The organism is Rhizobium sp. Leaf321, from assembly GCF_001423215.1.
In the GTDB taxonomy this organism is placed as follows: domain Bacteria; phylum Pseudomonadota; class Alphaproteobacteria; order Rhizobiales; family Rhizobiaceae; genus Neorhizobium; species Neorhizobium soli.
Window position 1 is genome coordinate 799,518 of sequence record NZ_LMOF01000006.1, and the last position, 17,255, is coordinate 816,772.

Annotated in this window: 19 protein-coding genes; 16 read left to right on the forward strand and 3 right to left on the reverse strand. The window is 60.8% G+C overall.

The features are described from left to right. The first annotated feature begins 314 nt into the window (after positions 1 to 314). The 13 genes from coxB to ASF70_RS10200 all read left to right on the forward strand — a co-directional run bounded on the left by coxB (position 315) and on the right by ASF70_RS10200 (position 10,236). The gene (coxB, locus tag ASF70_RS10140; RefSeq protein WP_062579433.1) at positions 315 to 1,199 is read left to right on the forward strand and encodes a cytochrome c oxidase subunit II; all 885 of its coding nucleotides are present in this window, start codon (positions 315 to 317) and stop codon (positions 1,197 to 1,199) included. Between the two features lie 17 nt (positions 1,200 to 1,216). Next, the gene (gene ctaD / locus ASF70_RS10145; RefSeq protein ID WP_062579435.1) at positions 1,217 to 2,953 is read left to right on the forward strand and encodes a cytochrome c oxidase subunit I; all 1,737 of its coding nucleotides are present in this window, start codon (positions 1,217 to 1,219) and stop codon (positions 2,951 to 2,953) included. A gap of 73 nt (positions 2,954 to 3,026) precedes the next feature. Beyond that, complete coding sequence (gene cyoE, locus ASF70_RS10150) at positions 3,027 to 3,983, forward strand: heme o synthase (protein WP_062579437.1); 957 nt, start codon at positions 3,027 to 3,029, stop codon at positions 3,981 to 3,983. Further along, a complete protein-coding gene (locus tag ASF70_RS23945; protein WP_062453628.1) occupies positions 3,980 to 4,120 on the forward strand; it encodes a hypothetical protein in 141 nt (46 codons plus the stop codon). Before cyoE ends, ASF70_RS23945 begins: the two co-directional genes overlap by 4 nt. A 25-nt stretch (positions 4,121 to 4,145) precedes the next feature. Continuing rightward, a complete protein-coding gene (locus ASF70_RS10160) occupies positions 4,146 to 4,790 on the forward strand; it encodes a cytochrome c oxidase assembly protein (RefSeq protein WP_062579439.1) in 645 nt (214 codons plus the stop codon). Between the two features lie 61 nt (positions 4,791 to 4,851). Continuing rightward, complete coding sequence (locus tag ASF70_RS10165) at positions 4,852 to 5,727, forward strand: cytochrome c oxidase subunit 3 (RefSeq protein ID WP_062579441.1); 876 nt, start codon at positions 4,852 to 4,854, stop codon at positions 5,725 to 5,727. An 81-nt stretch (positions 5,728 to 5,808) separates the two neighbouring features. After that, entirely contained in the window at positions 5,809 to 6,159 is a 351-nt protein-coding gene (locus ASF70_RS10170; protein WP_062453625.1) for a type II toxin-antitoxin system RelE/ParE family toxin, read from the forward strand. Further along, positions 6,156 to 6,449, forward strand: coding sequence for a helix-turn-helix domain-containing protein (locus tag ASF70_RS10175; protein WP_062579442.1), 294 nt, complete (start codon positions 6,156 to 6,158; stop codon positions 6,447 to 6,449). Before ASF70_RS10170 ends, ASF70_RS10175 begins: the two co-directional genes overlap by 4 nt. A 10-nt stretch (positions 6,450 to 6,459) precedes the next feature. Further along, entirely contained in the window at positions 6,460 to 7,227 is a 768-nt protein-coding gene (locus ASF70_RS10180) for an SURF1 family protein (protein WP_062580188.1), read from the forward strand. Between the two features lie 71 nt (positions 7,228 to 7,298). After that, on the forward strand, positions 7,299 to 8,324 hold the full coding sequence (gene ispH, locus ASF70_RS10185; protein WP_062453623.1) for a 4-hydroxy-3-methylbut-2-enyl diphosphate reductase: 1,026 nt from the start codon (positions 7,299 to 7,301) through the stop codon (positions 8,322 to 8,324). Positions 8,325 to 8,403: 79 nt separating this feature from the next. Then, positions 8,404 to 9,369: a homoserine kinase gene (locus ASF70_RS10190; protein ID WP_062579444.1), complete on the forward strand. Its 966-nt coding sequence runs from the start codon at positions 8,404 to 8,406 to the stop codon at positions 9,367 to 9,369. Next, complete coding sequence (rnhA, locus tag ASF70_RS10195; RefSeq protein WP_244474026.1) at positions 9,363 to 9,806, forward strand: ribonuclease HI; 444 nt, start codon at positions 9,363 to 9,365, stop codon at positions 9,804 to 9,806. Before ASF70_RS10190 ends, rnhA begins: the two co-directional genes overlap by 7 nt. Positions 9,807 to 9,927: 121 nt before the next feature. Then, the gene (locus tag ASF70_RS10200; RefSeq protein ID WP_062453619.1) at positions 9,928 to 10,236 is read left to right on the forward strand and encodes a Dabb family protein; all 309 of its coding nucleotides are present in this window, start codon (positions 9,928 to 9,930) and stop codon (positions 10,234 to 10,236) included. Positions 10,237 to 10,332: 96 nt separating this feature from the next. Here the strand turns inward: ASF70_RS10200 and ASF70_RS10205 are convergent, their stop codons facing one another. Together ASF70_RS10205 and ASF70_RS10210 are read right to left on the reverse strand one after the other, a co-directional pair. Then, positions 10,333 to 10,818 (reverse strand): peroxiredoxin, encoded by a 486-nt coding sequence (locus ASF70_RS10205; protein ID WP_062453618.1) that lies wholly within the window; start codon positions 10,816 to 10,818, stop codon positions 10,333 to 10,335. 84 nt (positions 10,819 to 10,902) lie between these two features. Next, positions 10,903 to 11,745, reverse strand: a complete 843-nt coding sequence (locus tag ASF70_RS10210) for a protein-disulfide reductase DsbD domain-containing protein (protein ID WP_244474004.1) — start codon at positions 11,743 to 11,745, stop codon at positions 10,903 to 10,905. 280 nt (positions 11,746 to 12,025) lie between these two features. On the opposite strand from ASF70_RS10210, the gene ASF70_RS10215 reads away from it, so the two are divergent. The 3 genes from ASF70_RS10215 to ASF70_RS10225 all read left to right on the forward strand — a co-directional run bounded on the left by ASF70_RS10215 (position 12,026) and on the right by ASF70_RS10225 (position 14,213). Next, positions 12,026 to 12,655, forward strand: coding sequence for a YqgE/AlgH family protein (locus ASF70_RS10215; protein ID WP_062579450.1), 630 nt, complete (start codon positions 12,026 to 12,028; stop codon positions 12,653 to 12,655). 103 nt (positions 12,656 to 12,758) lie between these two features. Then, on the forward strand, positions 12,759 to 12,950 hold the full coding sequence (locus ASF70_RS10220; protein ID WP_062453615.1) for a CsbD family protein: 192 nt from the start codon (positions 12,759 to 12,761) through the stop codon (positions 12,948 to 12,950). A gap of 111 nt (positions 12,951 to 13,061) precedes the next feature. Then, complete coding sequence (locus tag ASF70_RS10225; RefSeq protein ID WP_082471851.1) at positions 13,062 to 14,213, forward strand: putative zinc-binding metallopeptidase; 1,152 nt, start codon at positions 13,062 to 13,064, stop codon at positions 14,211 to 14,213. Between the two features lie 135 nt (positions 14,214 to 14,348). Here the strand turns inward: ASF70_RS10225 and ASF70_RS10230 are convergent, their stop codons facing one another. After that, positions 14,349 to 17,246 (reverse strand): EAL domain-containing protein, encoded by a 2,898-nt coding sequence (locus ASF70_RS10230; RefSeq protein WP_062580190.1) that lies wholly within the window; start codon positions 17,244 to 17,246, stop codon positions 14,349 to 14,351. Positions 17,247 to 17,255 lie beyond the last annotated feature (9 nt).

Consider the following 17,255-nt stretch of genomic DNA (forward strand, 5'->3'; position numbering starts at 1 on the left):
ACGGACGAATCAGTGTGACTATTCTTGGCGGTCCTACGCCGAAATGAAAGGCCTCGCTCTCTTTTCAGCCGAGTACGGCGAAAATGGGACTTGAGGGGTTTGCGACTGTGCGGCGCCATCTGGTCAAGCAATGCCGCATGTTCCTGACGGCGCAGGCACTCCGCCGCATGCCGATAGGTTCAAAATGCCGCATGAGCAATGCCGCGCAGATATTGCGACGACCCGCAAACTGTGATTGAACCAAACCAGGCGCTTGAATTCCGCATGCCGTTCGATCGCGGGACTCGGGCGCATGGGAGAGAGGGTTTATCGTTATGTTGAGAGCTTACGCCGCAATGGCGTCGCTTATCTGTCTTTTCACGGCTTCGCTGGCCCATGCGGACCAGCCGAGGCCATGGCAGATGGATTTGCAGGCGCCCGCGTCACCGATCATGCACCAAATTCGCTGGTTCGAGCACTATACGCTCTGGTTCATCGTGCCGGTGACATTGCTCGTTCTGGTGCTGCTGATCATGGTTGCGGTCAAGTTCCGCGCCAGCCGCAATCCGGTTGCTTCGCGCACCAGCCACAACACGGTCATCGAGATCGTCTGGACCGTGGCGCCGGTGCTGATCCTGTTCTTCCTCGCCATCCCGTCCTTCAACCTTCTGAACGCACAGTTGGAAATTCCGGATGCGGACATGACGGTCAAGGCCACCGCCACCCAGTGGCAGTGGAACTACGAATATGAGGGTTCCGGCGAAACGCCCGTCGCCTTCGACAGCTATATGCTGAAGGATCCGGATCGCGCTGCCGCCGGCAAGACCGATATCGATCGCTATCCGCGGCTGCTCGCCGTCGACAACGAAATGATCATTCCGGTCGGCAAGACGGTACGCATGCTGGTGACGGCAGCGCCGTCCGACGTGATCCACGCCTTCGCCATGCCGGCCTTCGGCGTCAAGATCGATGCCGTTCCCGGCCGTCTCAACGAGACCTGGTTCAAGGCCGATCGCGAGGGGATGTATTACGGCCAGTGTTCCGAGCTTTGCGGCAAGGATCACGCCTATATGCCGATCGCCATCCACGTCGTCTCCGAGGAAAAGTACAACACCTGGCTTGCCCAGGCCGCCAGCGACCTTCCCGGTGCCTATAAGGGACTGGTCGCCGATGCCGGCACGGCCAAGCCCGCTGACGGCATTGCCGTCGCTGCGAAGTAATCAGGAGGCTGACGATAATGGCCGGACATACCACTCATACGGATCCCCATGGCGCTCACGCCCATGACGACCATGCTCATGATGCCCATGCCCGCGCGTCTCACGACGATGCGCATGCGCATGGCGATCATCATTCCCACACACCGGGCTTTGCCGCCCGCTGGCTGTTTTCGACCAACCACAAGGATATCGGTACGCTCTATCTGATCTTCGCGATCATGGCGGGCGTCCTCGGCGGCCTTCTGTCGGTTGCGATGCGCATGGAGCTGCAGGAACCGGGCATCCAGATCTTCCACGGTCTGGCGGCCATGGTCTACGGTTTTGAGGGCGATGCCGCGATCGATGGCGGCAAGCACATGTACAATGTGTTCACCACCGCGCACGCGCTGATCATGATCTTCTTCATGGTCATGCCGGCGATGATCGGCGGTTTTGCCAACTGGATGGTGCCGATCATGATCGGCGCGCCTGACATGGCCTTCCCGCGCCTGAACAACATCTCCTTCTGGCTGATCATCCCGGCCTTCCTGCTTCTGATGCTGTCGATGTTCGTCGAAGGCCCGTCCGGTGCATACGGCGCGGGCGGCGGCTGGACCATGTATCCGCCGCTGTCGACCTCGGGTCATCCGGGTCCGGCCGTCGATCTGGCGATCCTCGCACTCCACGTTGCAGGTGCCTCGTCGATCCTCGGTGCGATCAACTTCATCACCACCATTCTCAACATGCGCGCTCCGGGCATGACACTGCACAAGATGCCCCTGTTTGCCTGGGCCGTTCTGGTTACTGCCTTCCTGCTGCTTCTGTCTCTGCCGGTTCTCGCCGGTGCCATCACCATGGCGCTGACCGACCGCAACTTCGGAACAACGTTCTTCTCGCCTGAAGGCGGCGGCGATCCGATCCTCTACCAGCACCTGTTCTGGTTCTTCGGTCACCCGGAAGTCTACATCCTGATCCTGCCCGGCTTCGGCATCGTCAGCCACATCATCTCGACCTTCTCGAAAAAGCCGGTCTTCGGCTATCTCGGCATGGCCTATGCGATGGTGGCGATCGGCGCGGTCGGCTTTATCGTCTGGGCCCACCACATGTACACGGTCGGCCTGTCGCTCGATGCGCAGCGCTACTTCGTCTTCGCAACCATGGTCATCGCGGTGCCGACCGGCATCAAGATCTTCTCCTGGATCGCGACGATGTGGGGTGGCTCGATCACCTTCAAGGCGCCGATGGTCTGGGCGATCGGCTTCATCTTCCTGTTTACCGTGGGCGGCGTCACCGGCGTCCAGCTCGCCAATGCCGGCCTCGACCGGTCGCTGCACGACACCTATTACGTGGTGGCTCACTTCCACTACGTCCTGTCGCTCGGCGCCGTATTTGCAATCTTTGCCGGCTGGTATTACTGGTTCCCGAAAATGTTCGGCTACATGTATAGCGAGAAGGTGGCACACCTGCATTTCTGGGTGATGTTCGTGGGCGTGAACCTGGTGTTCTTCCCGCAGCATTTCCTCGGTCTCGCCGGCATGCCGCGTCGCTATATCGATTATCCGGATGCCTTCGTGGGCTGGAACTACATCTCCTCGATCGGTTCCTACATCTCCTTCGCCGGTGTTCTGGTCTTCCTCTTCGGCGTCTGGGAAGCCTTCGCCAAGAAGCGTGTCGCCGGCGACAATCCATGGGGTGAAGGTGCAACGACGCTCGAGTGGCAGCTGTCTTCGCCGCCGCCTTACCACCAGTGGGAGCAGCTGCCGCGCATCCGCTAAAGGCAGCGTTCCGACCAAGGGACATCGCGTGTGAAGCGCGCTGTCCCCCGAAAATGCAAGGTTTTTAGGTCTCATGACAGTTATCGATGATCGCGACGCTCTCGGCAATGACGCAGGCCTGTTCCTGTCTGAAGCGGGCGCACGCGATTTCTTCGAACTTCTGAAGCCGCGGGTCATGTCGCTCGTCGTCTTCACGGCGTTCGCAGGTCTCGTTCTGGCGCCCGGCACGCTCAATCCGGTTCTCGCTGCAATCTCGGTCCTCTGTATCGCCGTTGGCGCCGGTGCGTCCGGCGCGCTCAACATGTGGTACGACGCCGATATCGATGCCGTCATGACCCGCACCGCCAAGCGCCCCATCCCGGATGGTCGCGTGCGGCCGAGCGAAGCGCTTGCCTTCGGCCTGACGCTGTCGGTCTTTTCGGTGGCGATCCTCGGCCTTGCCGTCAACTGGCTGGCCGCCGGCCTGCTCGCCTTCACCATCTTCTTTTACGCCGTCGTCTATACGATGTGGCTGAAGCGCTCGACGCCGCAGAACATCGTCATCGGCGGTGCCTCCGGCGCCTTCCCGCCCATGATCGGCTGGGCCTGCGTCACCGGCGGCATTTCGCTCGACAGCGTCATCCTGTTCCTCATCATCTTCCTCTGGACGCCTGCCCACTTCTGGGCGCTGGCGCTCTACAAGATGCGCGATTACGGCTCGGTCGGCGTGCCGATGATGCCGAACGTCGCCGGCGAGCGTTCCACCAAAATCCAGATGTTCGCCTATGCGGTTCTGACGGCTGTTCTCGGCGTCGCACCCAGCTTCACCGGCCTTGCCAGCATCGGCTACGGCCTATTTGCCGGCGTGCTGGGGCTCATCTTCATTGCCTGTTCCATCTCAGTCCTGCGCATGCCTGAAGGCGACGAGCGGATGGTGCCGGCCCGCAAGATGTTCGGTTACTCGATCTTTTATCTCTTCATCATCTTTTCCGCGCTGCTTGCCGACCACGCGGCAGCCGGTGTGGCGACCCTGATCGGAAGCCTTCTATGATTGACACCGTCAAGCTCAACGACGCCCAGAAAAAGTCCCGCCGCAACAGAAATGTGGCGCTGGGACTGGTCCTCGCCGGACTGGTCGTCCTTTTCTACGTGATGACGCTGGTCAAAGTCGGCGGCGTCGGCAACTGACCCAGAACGCTTGAGGAGGAGGCAAATGGGAGGAGAGGTTCACGGGAATGGTCAGGGCAACGCCCAGCGGCCGGGCCATGGTCAGGCAAAGCGGGTCAGCAATGCCGCGATCTTTGCCGGCTGCGCTGTGTTCGTCACCTGCATGGTGGGCGCCGCCTATGCGTCCGTTCCGCTCTACCGCCTCTTCTGTCAGGTCACCGGCTATAACGGCACCACCCAGCGCAGCGAGCAATATTCCGATACGATCCTCGAGAAGACCATCAAGGTCACGTTCGACGCCAATGTGTCGCCCGGCCTGAACTGGGATTTCAAGCCTTCGAAACCTGTGGAGCTTAAGATCGGCGAAACCGGGCAGGTGTCGTTTACCGCGAAGAACCGTTCGCCGGTGGCGACGACTGGAACCGCGGTCTTCAACGTCACCCCCATGGAGGCGGCGGTCTATTTCAACAAGGTCCAGTGCTTCTGCTTCACCGAGCAGACCCTGCAGCCGGGCCAGACGATCGATATGCCGGTCGTCTTCTTCGTCGATCCCGAGATCGTCAAGGCGAACGAGACGAAGAACATCAAGACCATTACCCTGTCCTACACCTTCTATCCGGGCAAGGAGCCGGCGCCGAAGCCGGTTGCGGCCTTGCGGAATGAAGTGCAGGATAAGGGCAGTAAGCTTTAAAATGGCCCGCCGTTCTTGGCGGGTGGAACACTTGCGGTAAGCACCCTTGGGAGGGGCAGGCATGGCAGAAGCGCACCAGAAGAACCACGATTATCACATTATCGACCCCAGCCCTTGGCCGCTTCTCGCCTCGATCGGCGCCTTCGTCATGGCGTTCGGTGGCGTCGGATACATGCGCTACCTGAAGGGTTCGGAATTTCACATTTTCGGCATGAACCTGGCAACGCCATGGGTCTTCTTCATCGGCCTCGCGATCGTCATCTACGTGATGATCGGCTGGTGGTCGGATACGATCAAGGAAGGTAATGCGGGCGCCCATACGCGCGTCGTGTCGCTGCATCTGCGCTATGGCATGATCATGTTCATCGCGTCGGAAGTGATGTTCTTCGTCGCCTGGTTCTGGGCCTTCTTTGACGCCAGCCTTTACGCCAACGAGGCGATCCAGGCGTCCAGAACACAGGTTCTCGGCGGACAATGGCCGCCAAAGGGCATCGAGGTTCTCGATCCATGGCATCTGCCGCTCTATAACACGATCATCCTGCTGCTGTCGGGCACCTGCGTCACCTGGGCTCACCACGCGCTGTTGCACAACGACCGCAAGGGTCTCGTCACGGGCCTGGCTCTGACGGTCGCACTCGGCGTCTTCTTTTCGGCAGTGCAGGTCTACGAATACGCCCACGCCCCGTTCGAATTCGCCAATTCGATCTATGGCGCCACGTTCTTCATGGCCACCGGCTTCCACGGTTTCCACGTTCTGATCGGCACCATCTTCCTGCTGGTATGCCTCATACGCGCCATGAACGGCGGCTTCACCTCGGAGAAACACTTCGGCTTCGAAGCAGCCGCCTGGTACTGGCACTTCGTCGACGTCGTCTGGCTGTTCCTGTTCTTCTCCATCTACATCTGGGGCGGCTGGGGCGCACCGCTGGCGCATTGAGAACAAACGACACTTCGAAGGGCGGCCGATGCCGCCCTTTTTTGTTGCGAAAGTGTACCAAAATTGGTACAATGCGCCGTGATGACGGATTTGCCGAAAAAGATCGTCGGAAGGTTCTACGCGACCGCACACGGGCGCAGGCCGGTGCGCGATTGGCTGATGGATCTCACGAGAGAAGACAGGCGGCAGATCGGTATCGATATCCAAAGGGTCGAGTTTGGCTGGCCGTTGGGCATGCCCTATTGCCGCTCTCTCGGAAATGGACTGTGGGAAGTTCGGACCAACCTCTCCGGCGGGCGCATCGCACGGGTGATCTTTTTCATTCACGAGGGTGAGATGATCCTTCTCCACGGCTTTGAAAAGAAGACCCAGAAGACACCGGCTCAGGATCTTGACCTCGCGCTGGCACGAAAACGGGATGTGGAACTATGACGGAGCAAAAGGGCTATATCGACAGGACACAGACTTTCGACGATTTCCTTGAAGCCGATGGCCTGCTGGAGGAAACCGAGACGATTGCCCTGAAACAGGTGATTGCCGACCAGTTACGGGCGGCCATGCAACAGGAAGGCCTCACGAAGACTGCCATGGCCGAGCGGATGAATTCCAGCCGTCAGCAGCTTGATCGATTGCTCGACCCGAACAATCCCTCGGTTACCCTTCTGACGTTGCGCCGTGCTGCGACAGCTGTCGGCCGCAATCTCCGTATCGAGCTGGTCTAGCATGCATCAGTTGACCGAGCGACAGCCGGCCTCTTCAAGGCGCTCCCGCAGTCTTGTGCGCACCATCGCCACAATCACCCTCATCCTGGCCTCGCTCGCCATCCTCCTTGCTCTCGGCACCTGGCAGATGGAACGGCTGCACTGGAAGGAAGGCCTGCTCGCCGATATCGCCGAGCGGCGCAGCGCAGATCCCGTACCGCTGGCAGACATCGAGCGGATCGCGGCGGATGGCGGCGATATCGAATACCGCCGCGTCGCGCTTTCAGGCACGTTCGACCACACGAAAGAACGGCATTTCTTCGCCACGTTTCAGGGCCAGACCGGTTTTTACGTCTACACCCCGCTGATCCTTTCCGATGGTCGCGCCCTTCTCGTCAATCGCGGCTTCATTCCCTACGAGATGAAAGAGGTCTCGACGCGCACGGCCGGCGAAGTCACGCGCGAGCAGCGGCTGACCGGTTATGCCCGCAGCCGTCTGGCGCAAAAGCCATCCTCCATCGTGCCCGACAACGATATCGCCAAGAACATCTTCTTCTGGAAGGATCTCGACGTCATGGCGTCGTCATCAGGTCTCGATCCGGCCAAAACCCTGCCGTTCTTTGTCGATGTGGATGCTCAGGTTCAAAATCCCGGCGGCTGGCCGAAGGGCGGCGTCACCCAGTTCGATCTCCCCAACAGCCACCTCCAATATGCCTTCACCTGGTACGGGCTTGCAGCGGCACTGGTGGCGGTCGTCATCGGCGCATGGTGGCGCCGTGCCAAGCCTGCGACGCCATAGCCGTCACTTTTTTCTTGGCGTGGCGGAGCCGGCTCGCCTATATGGGGACTGCAACGGCTTACGGAAGCGACATGAACATCCAGGTCACAAAACCGGCTCTCACGATCCGCCTCTGCGGTCCGCGCGGCTTTTGCGCCGGCGTCGATCGGGCAATCCAGATCGTCGTGCTGGCGCTGAAAGCCTATGGCGCGCCGGTCTATGTCCGTCACGAGATCGTCCACAACCGCTATGTCGTCGAGGGACTGGAAGCCAAGGGCGCCGTCTTCGTTGAGGAACTGGATGAGATCCCGGCGGAGCATCGCCAACAGCCGGTGGTATTTTCCGCTCATGGCGTGCCGAAATCGGTGCCCGAGGATGCCCAGGCCCGCAATCTTTTCTATCTCGATGCCACATGCCCGCTCGTCTCAAAAGTCCACAAGCAGGCGATGCGCCACCAGCGGCTGGGCCGCCATGTGGTCCTGATCGGCCATGCTGGACATCCGGAAGTGATCGGCACAATGGGCCAGTTGCCGGAAGGCACGGTCTCGCTCGTCGACACGATCGCCGATGCCGAAGCCTATATCCCCGCCGATCCTGACAATCTCGGTTACGTTACCCAGACGACGCTGTCAGTGGATGATACGGCCGGTGTCATCGCCAAGCTGCAGGAACGCTTCCCGAACCTGACGGCACCCGCAGCCGACAGCATCTGCTACGCCACCACCAACCGCCAGGAAGCCGTCAAGGAAGCAGCACCCGGCTGCGATCTCTTCATCGTGGTGGGCGCACCCAACTCGTCGAACTCCAAGCGTCTCGTCGAAGTCGCACTGCGGGCCGGCGCCAGACGTTCGATCCTGGTGCAGCGCGCCTCCGAGCTGAACTGGGATGAGATCGGCCAGATCCAGACGCTCGGCCTATCCGCCGGCGCCTCTGCCCCGGAAGTCATCGTCGACGAAATCATCGAAGCCTTCAAGCAACGGTTTTCGGCCGAAATCGAGCTTGCGATCACCGCCGAGGAAACCGAAAACTTCCTCGTCAACCGCGAACTCCGCTCCGTCCCCCTCACCATCGAAGACATGGCCTGGGTCAACGGCGAGCGCCCTCTCTCCGCTGGATGAACCGCCTTCGGCTCTAGCGAAGCACCGGCCAAGCCGCTAGGAAGAGATCCAGCGCAACGATCATCAGCGGGACGAAATCTTGGCCGTCTATACCGATATCACCGAAATCGACCTGAACCGGTTCCTGGCCGAATATGATGTCGGGGAGCTCACGTCCTACAAGGGCATTGCCGAGGGCGTCGAGAACTCGAATTTCCTGCTCCACACCACACGTGATCCGCTGATCCTGACGCTGTATGAAAAACGCGTCGAGAAATCCGACCTGCCGTTCTTTCTGGGCCTGATGCAGCACCTGGCCGATCGGGGTCTGTCCTGCCCGCTGCCTTTGCCACGCCGCGACGGGCAGTTGCTAGGCGAACTTTCCACCCGGCCGGCCGCCCTCATCTCGTTTCTCGAGGGGATGTGGTTGAGACGTCCGGAAGCCCGCCATTGCCGCGAGGTCGGCAAGGCGCTGGCGCAGATGCATCTCGCCGGCGAGGGGTTTAAGATCAAGCGCCCCAATGCGCTGTCGCTCGATGGCTGGAAGGTCCTGTGGGAGAAATCCGCGGACCGCGCCGACGAGGTCGAAACGGGGCTGCAGGACGAGATCACCTCGGAACTGGAATTTCTCGCCGCCCATTGGCCGAAGGATCTGCCGGCGGGTGTCATCCATGCGGATCTGTTTCAGGACAACGTCTTCTTCCTCGGCGACGAACTGTCGGGGCTGATCGACTTCTATTTCGCCTGCAACGACCTGCTCGCCTACGACGTATCCATCTGCCTCAATGCCTGGTGCTTCGAAGCGGACGGCAGCTATAACGTTGAGAAGGGTATGGCGATGCTGGAAGGATATCGCAGCGTCCGTCCACTGTCTGATGCGGAGATCGCCGCATTGCCGGTGCTTGCCCGCGGCTCGGCCCTGCGCTTCTTCCTCACCCGGCTCTATGACTGGCTGACGACGCCCGAGGGCGCGCTGGTGGTCAAGAAGGATCCGCTCGAATACCTCCGCAAGCTGCGGTTCCACCGCGGCATTTCCTCTGCTGCAGATTATGGACTGACATCATGAAACAGGTCGACATTTTCACCGACGGCGCCTGTTCCGGCAATCCCGGCCCGGGTGGCTGGGGCGCCATCCTGCGTTACGGCGAAACCACCAAGGAACTGTCTGGCGGCGAGGCCGAAACGACCAACAACCGCATGGAACTCATGGCGGCCATCAGCGCCCTCAACGCGCTCAAGGACACGTGCGAGGTCGATCTCCACACCGACAGCAAATACGTGATGGACGGCATTTCCAAGTGGATCTTCGGCTGGAAGAAAAACGGCTGGAAGACGGCCGATAAGAAGCCCGTCAAGAACGGTGAGTTGTGGCAGCAGCTCGATGTCGCCAACCAGCGCCACAAGGTCAAATGGCACTGGGTCAAGGGCCATGCAGGCCATCCGGAAAACGAACGCGCCGACGAACTGGCCCGCACCGGCATGGCGCCTTTCAAGAGAAAGTAGCGGTTGCTCTTGAGGGTGGTTTACAGCAAAGGTGCGAAGCGGTTTCCCGTCGTGCATAGCGTTGAAGCAGGCTCCACGACGATTTCGCGCCATACAGAACAGCCATAGGGTGGACCCACCGATGATCCTTCATTGCGTCTTCATGCGTTTCAAGACTGCATTGCAGCCGGCAGAGAAGCAGGAAATCTACGACGCCGTTCACGGCCTCAAAACGCTCATTCCCGGCATTGTTGATGTGAAGTCCGGCCCGAACGCCTCATCGGAAGGCCTGAACGGCGGCTTCCTCGACGGCTTCATCGTCACCTTCGACACGCTGGAAAGCCGTGACGCCTATCTCGTCCATCCCGACCATATTACCGTCGCCGAACGAATTGTCGCCGCATCCGATGGCGGCGTGTCGGGCCTGATGGTTTTCGATATGGCAGTGTAATGGTTCGAGGCGGGCTCTAGCCCCTCGCAGCGTCTCATTCGCAATGGGAATGAGGGGCATGAGCCCCTCAAACGATCTCATGGAATACTAATTGACTTAGAGGCGTTCCAGCATCGCGTCGGCACCCGAGACGGTCGCCTGGCCAGGGCTTTCCTCGATGTCGAGTGACTTCACCACACCGTCCTCGACCAGCATCGCGTAGCGCTTGGAGCGCACGCCAAGCCCGCCGGCGGAAAGATCGGCATCGAGGCCCATCGCCTTGGTAAAGGCACCGTCCCAGTCGGCCAGAAAATGGATCTTGTCCATGCCGCCGGTCTGCTGTGCCCAGGCGCCCATTACATGCCAGTCGTTGACGGCAACGACGGCGATGTCGTCGACGCCCTTGGCAAGCAGCGCGTCGCGATTGTCGAGATAGCCGGGCAGGTGGTTCAGCGTGCAGGTGGGCGTGAAGGCGCCGGGTACCGCAAACAGCACGACCTTCTTGCCGGCAAACAGCGCGTCCGTCGAGATCTCGACCGGGCCGTCAGCAGTCTTTTCCTTGAAGGTGGCGCTGGGTAGTTTTTCACCGATGGCGATGGTCATGGGATCTCCTGTTTGCTTGAAGTTTGCCGTTCGGCGGAACTATAGGTCGCGGTCGGCAAGAGGCAAGCGAAGACGGGAGGGGTCTCAGTCGAAAACGATGGACGTCTCCATGGACCGACTGCCGCTGGTCGCCAGAATGCCCCACCGTTTGCCGCTGATGTCGTAATTGTCAGGCAATTTGCCCACCGGCATATCCAGCGTATAGGCATGACCCTGCCGCTTCGCATCGACGCTTTCGAAGAGCACATGCCCCTCGGGACCGGTCACCACCACCTGCGGCGGCGCGGTCGCACTGTCCGGCAGCCGCAGCGTCAGCCGTAGAACCTTTCCGCCCTTCACCATCGCATAATCAGTCACGGCAAAATCGTTGGCCGGAGGCGAGGGGAGTGCGGCACTGGCGGCGTTGAGGATCATTGCCTCTTCCACCGGCGTGCCCCGGACCGCTTTCATCGGCAGAGAGAATTCGGCCTGGAAGGGTATGCAGATATTACGGCAAATGCCGATAAACGCGGAAACGTCGATGCTTGCTGCCCCCAAAGGCAAGACCTGTGAGGCTTGCCCCGCCTTGGTCGGCTTGTCGAGCTTCAGCGCAAACGGAAATGCCACGGCGCGATCATAGCCGATGTCGGTCACGTCACCGTTGGTGATCAGCTTTGGAACCGGATAGGACATCGTCTGGGAGGTGATCCCGCTTTCGCGCGAAAATGTCAGTTGCGGCGGAATGCCCGCTTCACCCGGCTCTTTCCAATAGGTGATCCAGCCATCCTTCGGCTCGATCTGCAGAGCCCCGCGCACGGTTCCATCAGGCTCTGGAGGCATGGTGACGATCCGCATGCGGCCGCCCTCGTTGGTGGCCCAGGGCGTCATTTCCGCCAGAGCATCGGCCGCCGCCGTCTGCAATCCAAGGCAGATGGCAGCACCAAGCAACAGGTTTGCGGTTGTGGTTCGAATTGGGGTCAGGCTCCTCATCGCTCAGGGATTAACCGTTAAATGTTGAACGAACCAGCAGCGCTTTCGAAAAACAGGATCATTTTCCGTTGATCGCCGCGGTTCGTGCCCCATGTTTCAGGAACGCTGCTGTGAAGCAGCAGCCACGGCACGCTCTCACAACCAGGCGAGCCCGGCCTTCAAAGACAGTCAGTACAGACATTTCAAACGGCCGCAGTTTTGCTAGAATAGGTTTCAAAGCGCTGCAGGTGGAGGCATGATGGCTTTTTCGCTTCTCTCGGGTGCTCAGGACGACGGCGGCAAGGGCGGTCGCGAACGCGGGTTTCTTGACGGACAGTTCCTGATTGCGATGCCGAGCATGCAGGATACCAATTTCTCCCGCACGGTCATCTATGTCTGCGCCCATTCTCCGGCCGGCGCCATGGGGTTTATCATCAACCGCGCCCAGGAAATTTCCTTCACGGAAGTGTTGCGGCACCTCAAGCTCTTGGACGAGCACGAGATCATCGCTCTCCCGCACGAATGCCGTGAGTTCCCGATCCTGTCTGGAGGTCCGGTGGAAACCGGTCGCGGCTTCGTGCTGCATTCCGACGACTTCTCGAGCGAATCCTCCATTCCCGTCAGCGACGATATCTCGCTCACCGCCACGCTCGATATCATCCGCGCCATCTGTGACGGCAGGGGGCCATCACGCGCCACCATGCTGCTCGGTTACGCAGGCTGGGGTGCAGGACAGTTGGAGCGGGAGATTTCCAGCAACGGCTGGCTGAACTGCCCGGCCAGCGAAGATCTGATCTTCGGTACGACGCTGGAAGACAAGTACGAGCGCGCGCTCGCCTCGATGGGCGTGACGCCCGCAATGCTGTCCTCCGACGCCGGCCACGCCTGAATTTCTGAAATTCTTGAGCTATGCCGGAACGAACTGCCAAGGCTCGGAGTTCTCTTAGTGCAAGACATCGAAAACGATGCCGCTAAGCTCAAGGAGAAACACTATGGGTAGCACCAGCGATAAAATTTCCGGAATGGGCAATGAAGTCTCCGGTAAGGTCAAGCAGGCTGTCGGCGACATGACCGACAACCACGAGCTGGAAGCCAAGGGCGCTGCCCAGGAAGCCAAGGGCGAAGCCCAGCAGGCCAAGGGTAAGATCAAGGAAGCGGGCAAGGACATCGTTGATCGCGCCTAAGCGATCCGAATCCGCCAAATCCAGAAACCTGTTCCGGTCCTACCGGGGCAGGTTTTTTATCATCCAGAATTCAGTTCACCCCAACTTCCACTTCGTCTAGCGGATCTGTCCATGCGCCTCTTCGACTGCGATCACTGCGGCCAACCGGTTTATTTCGACAATCGCAACTGCGTCCACTGCGGTTACAAACTGGCTTTCGTTCCGGAAAAGCTCGCCATCATGGCTCTGGAGCAGGACGAAATGGTTGCGGGTCCCGACGCTCCCGTGGCGGACCCGACCTGGCACCTGTTCGGCGACCTCGACAGCAAGGTGCGGCTCTGTGCCAACAGCAGCCTGGATATCTGCAACTGGACGGTCGTTGCCGAGGACCCCAACCCGTTTTGCCCGGCTTGCCGGCACAACCGCCTGGTGCCTGACGCCTCGACCGAGGAGGGGCTCGACCAGTGGCGTCGCATCAGCCAGGCGCAGCGCCATCTGTTCTATTCGCTGATGAAATGGAACCTGCCGCGCACCAACCGCGAAGAAGATCCGCAGGGCGGCCTCGTCTTCGATTTCCTGATCGACGAGATCCAGCCGGATGGAACGGTGAAGCCCGCCATGACCGGCCACGAAGACGGCCTGATCGCCATCCGCGCTGCCGAAGCCGACGACGCGACGCGCGAGCAGATCCGCATCTCGATGAACGAGCCCTATCGCACGATGCTCGGCCACTTCCGCCACGAGACCGGCCACTACATCTGGGACAAGCTCATCCGCGACGGCGGCAGGACCGATGCATTCCGCGCCGTGTTCGGCGACGAGACGATGGATTATGCCGACGCGTTGCGCCGCAACTACGAAGAAGGCCCGCCGGTTGGCTGGCAGCAGTCGTACATCAGCACCTATGCGAGCTCGCATCCGTGGGAGGATTTCGCCGAGACCTTCGCCCACTACATCCATATCGTCGATACGCTGGAAATGGCACGCGCCTACGGCCTGTCGATCGATCCGAGACGCCACGGCGAACTGGCGGCAGAAGTTGCGTTCCAGCCCTACGAGGCAGCGAGCGCCGAGCAGCTCGTTCGGGCGTGGATTCCGTTCAGCATGGCATTGAACAGCATCCATAGGGCCATGGGTGTGCCGGATCTCTATCCGTTCATCCTCGCCCCGGCGGTCACCACCAAGCTGCAGTTCATCCACGACATGATCCAGGAAAACCGCCGTCAGCATCCGGGCGCGACTTGGGAAGCCATGAGCGGCGCTGCGATGGCAACGGCTGTGTGATCAGGCTCTATGCACGCGGACGGGCCTGACATCAGGCCTGTCAGGCTGCTCGAAACACAGGTGAGGCTTGGTTGACGAGAGCGATAGCCGGTCTCCCTCATCCCCGCCACAAGGGCAGGATGAGAAAGTCGGAACTCAAGCCCGTTTCGTCAGCGGAAACCGTTCTTTCAAGAGTCGGCCAATCGCATCCGTCGTCGCCGGCGGGCCGAACAGGTAGCTCTGTCCGAAATGGCAGCCCATCTTGGCAAGCTCTGCCGCGTCTTCGTCGGTTTGGATGCCCTCAGCCACCACGTCCATCTCGAGCGCCCGCGCCATGGCGATGACCGAGCGCAGCAGCACTGCGCGCTTGTCGGTTGCATCGCGCACCAGCGACTGGTCGAGCTTGATCGTGTCGAACGGGAACTGCGTGAGATAGCCGAGCGAAGAGTATCCGGTACCGAAGTCGTCGAGCGCGAGGCTGAGGCCGGTCTCTTTGAGCTTGGCCAGAACAAGACGCGCCTGCTCCGGGTTCTCCATCATCAGCGACTCCGTCAGCTCCAGCTTGAGCTGCCCCGGTGCCACCTGCGTCCTCTGCAGCAATGCCCGGACGTCATTGTAGAGATCGGCGTTCAGGAGCTGCGCACTCGAGACGTTGACGGATACGAAGATCGGCAGCGAACCGGTTTGTGCCTGCCAGGACGTGAGGTCTGAGGCCGCCCGTTCCATCGCAAAGAGGCCGAGAGGTCCGATCAGGTCCGACATTTCGGCGATCGGAATGAATTCGGAGGGCGGAATGCTGCCGCGCTTGGGATGTTCCCAACGCATCAGCGCTTCGAAGCCGGCAATCTCGCCATCCACAAGCCGGATGATCGGCTGGTATGCGAGTGTCAGTTCGCGTCGCTCGATGGCGCGGCGAAGGTCGGTTTCGATCTGCAGACGATCTGTACCGGTCGAGCGGAATGCCGGACGGAACGGTTCGACGCGATTGCCGCCGGCTCGCTTGGCCCGGTACATCGCCAGTTCCGCATCGGCGAGAAGTCCCGGGGCGCTTTCCTGCTGATCTACCCAGGAGGCTAGGCCGATCGAGGCGGTGAGCACGATCTCGCGGTTGGCGAAGTTGATCGGCACCATGATTGCCTTGGACACCGCATCCGCAAAATCCGCGACCTTGCCCGGGTCCCGCTCGGACACAAGGATGAGGCCGAACTGGTCGCCGGCAAGCCGTGCCAGCGTGTCTTGAGGCTTCAAGAGACGACGCAGGCGCCGCGTCAGCGCGATCAGAATGTTGTCGCCCGCGGCAATTCCGAGCGAGTCGTTGACCTGCTTGTAGCGGTCGATGTCGATCGCCATGACGGTTGGGCGCAGATGCCCGTCGCCGGGTGCCAGCGTCAGTACCGATTGCAGACGGTCGAGGAACACCTGGCGGTTCGGCAACCCGGTCAGGTTGTCATGCATCGCGTCCTGCAGCAGACGCTCGATCGAGTTCTTCTGCTCGGTCACATCGATGACGGTGCCGACGCAGCGGATGATTTCGCCGTTTGAGCCGAGCACCGGCCGTGCGCGGATCTGCAGCCAGTGGAAATGCCCGTCTTCTGCGCGAATCCGGAATTCGTGGTTCAACCGGCCGCGGCGATGTTCCAGAAGCACGTCCAGCGTGGCGCGGAACCGGTCGCGGTCATCGGGGTGAAGCCGCGGCAGCCAGTTGCGCACCGGCCCGTGCATGGAGCCTTGCTCGAGGCCGAGCCGCGTCGAGATGTCGGGCGTGGTCACCACGCGGTCGCGCGCCACATCCCAGTCCCAAACTGTGTCGCCCGAACCGGTCAGCGCCAGCGACTGCCGCTCCAGATCGGAAAAGAGACCCTGCTGGTAGGCGCCGCCGGCAAAGGCGTGCTGCATCACGGTAAAGCCGATCAGAAGCACGATCAGAACCAGTCCGCCGCCAAGCGCCGGCTGCACGATGTCGTTGTCGAGCTGGCCCGTCACCGTAAGACATCCGCCGAACAGCCAGACCAGCAACAGCGCCCATGTCGGCACCAGAAGGATGGCGCGGTCATAGCGGTTGAAGCCGAGATAGACGATCAGGAGGATGCCAACAGTGCCGGTCAGCGCAAACGAAAGCCGCGCGATACCCGATGCGACAGACGGATCGTAGATTGCCACACCGCCGAGGAGCACGAGGCCGGCCACCCAGGCAAGCGTCGCATAACCAAGGTGCACGTGCCAGCGGTTGAGGTTGAGATAGGTGAACAGAAAGATGACGAGCGACGAGGCAAGCGCCACTTCGGCTGCGGCACGCCATATTCGCTCGTCGGACGATGTCACGCTGATAAGCTTGTCAAGAAACCCGAAGTCGACGCAGATATAGGCAAGCACCGCCCAGGCAAGGGCTGCCGCCGCCGGCAGCATGGATGTTCCCTTGACCACGAACAGAATGGTCAGGAACACCGCAAGCAGACCGGCAATGCCGAGCACGATGCCCTTGTAGAGCGTGAACGAGTTGACCGAATCCTTGTAGGCATCCGGTTGCCAGAGATAGATCTGCGGCAGCGCCGGCGTCGAAAGCTCGGCGACGAAGGTGATCGTGGCGCCCGGATTGAGCGTGATGCGGAACACGTCGGCATCGGGGCTGGCGATACGGTCGAGCGCAAACCCTTCCGATGGCGTGATCGAGATGATGCGCTGCGAGCCGAGATCCGGCCAGAAAACCTTGGAATTTACGAGCCGGAAATGCGGCGCGACGATCACCCGCTCCAGCTGCTCTTCGGAAACGTTGGAAAGCGCAAACACCGCCCAGTCGCCCTGGTGCGACGGCGAAGATGCGCGCACCTCGATGCGGCGACGGATACCGTCGGCAGCAGCGGCCGTGGAAACCTGAAAGGCCTCGCCCTGGTTGGCGTAGATGTCGGTCGTGCGGGTCAGGTCGAGCGCGGTGTCGTCGCGCGAGATTTTCACCGGCTCGGCCGCCTGTGCAAACGTCGCCGCCGCAAGAAACATCAAGACAGCGGAAACAATTCCAAGAACCGACGGCAGGCGCGGCATGGCCGAGAAACTCATGTGACGCAG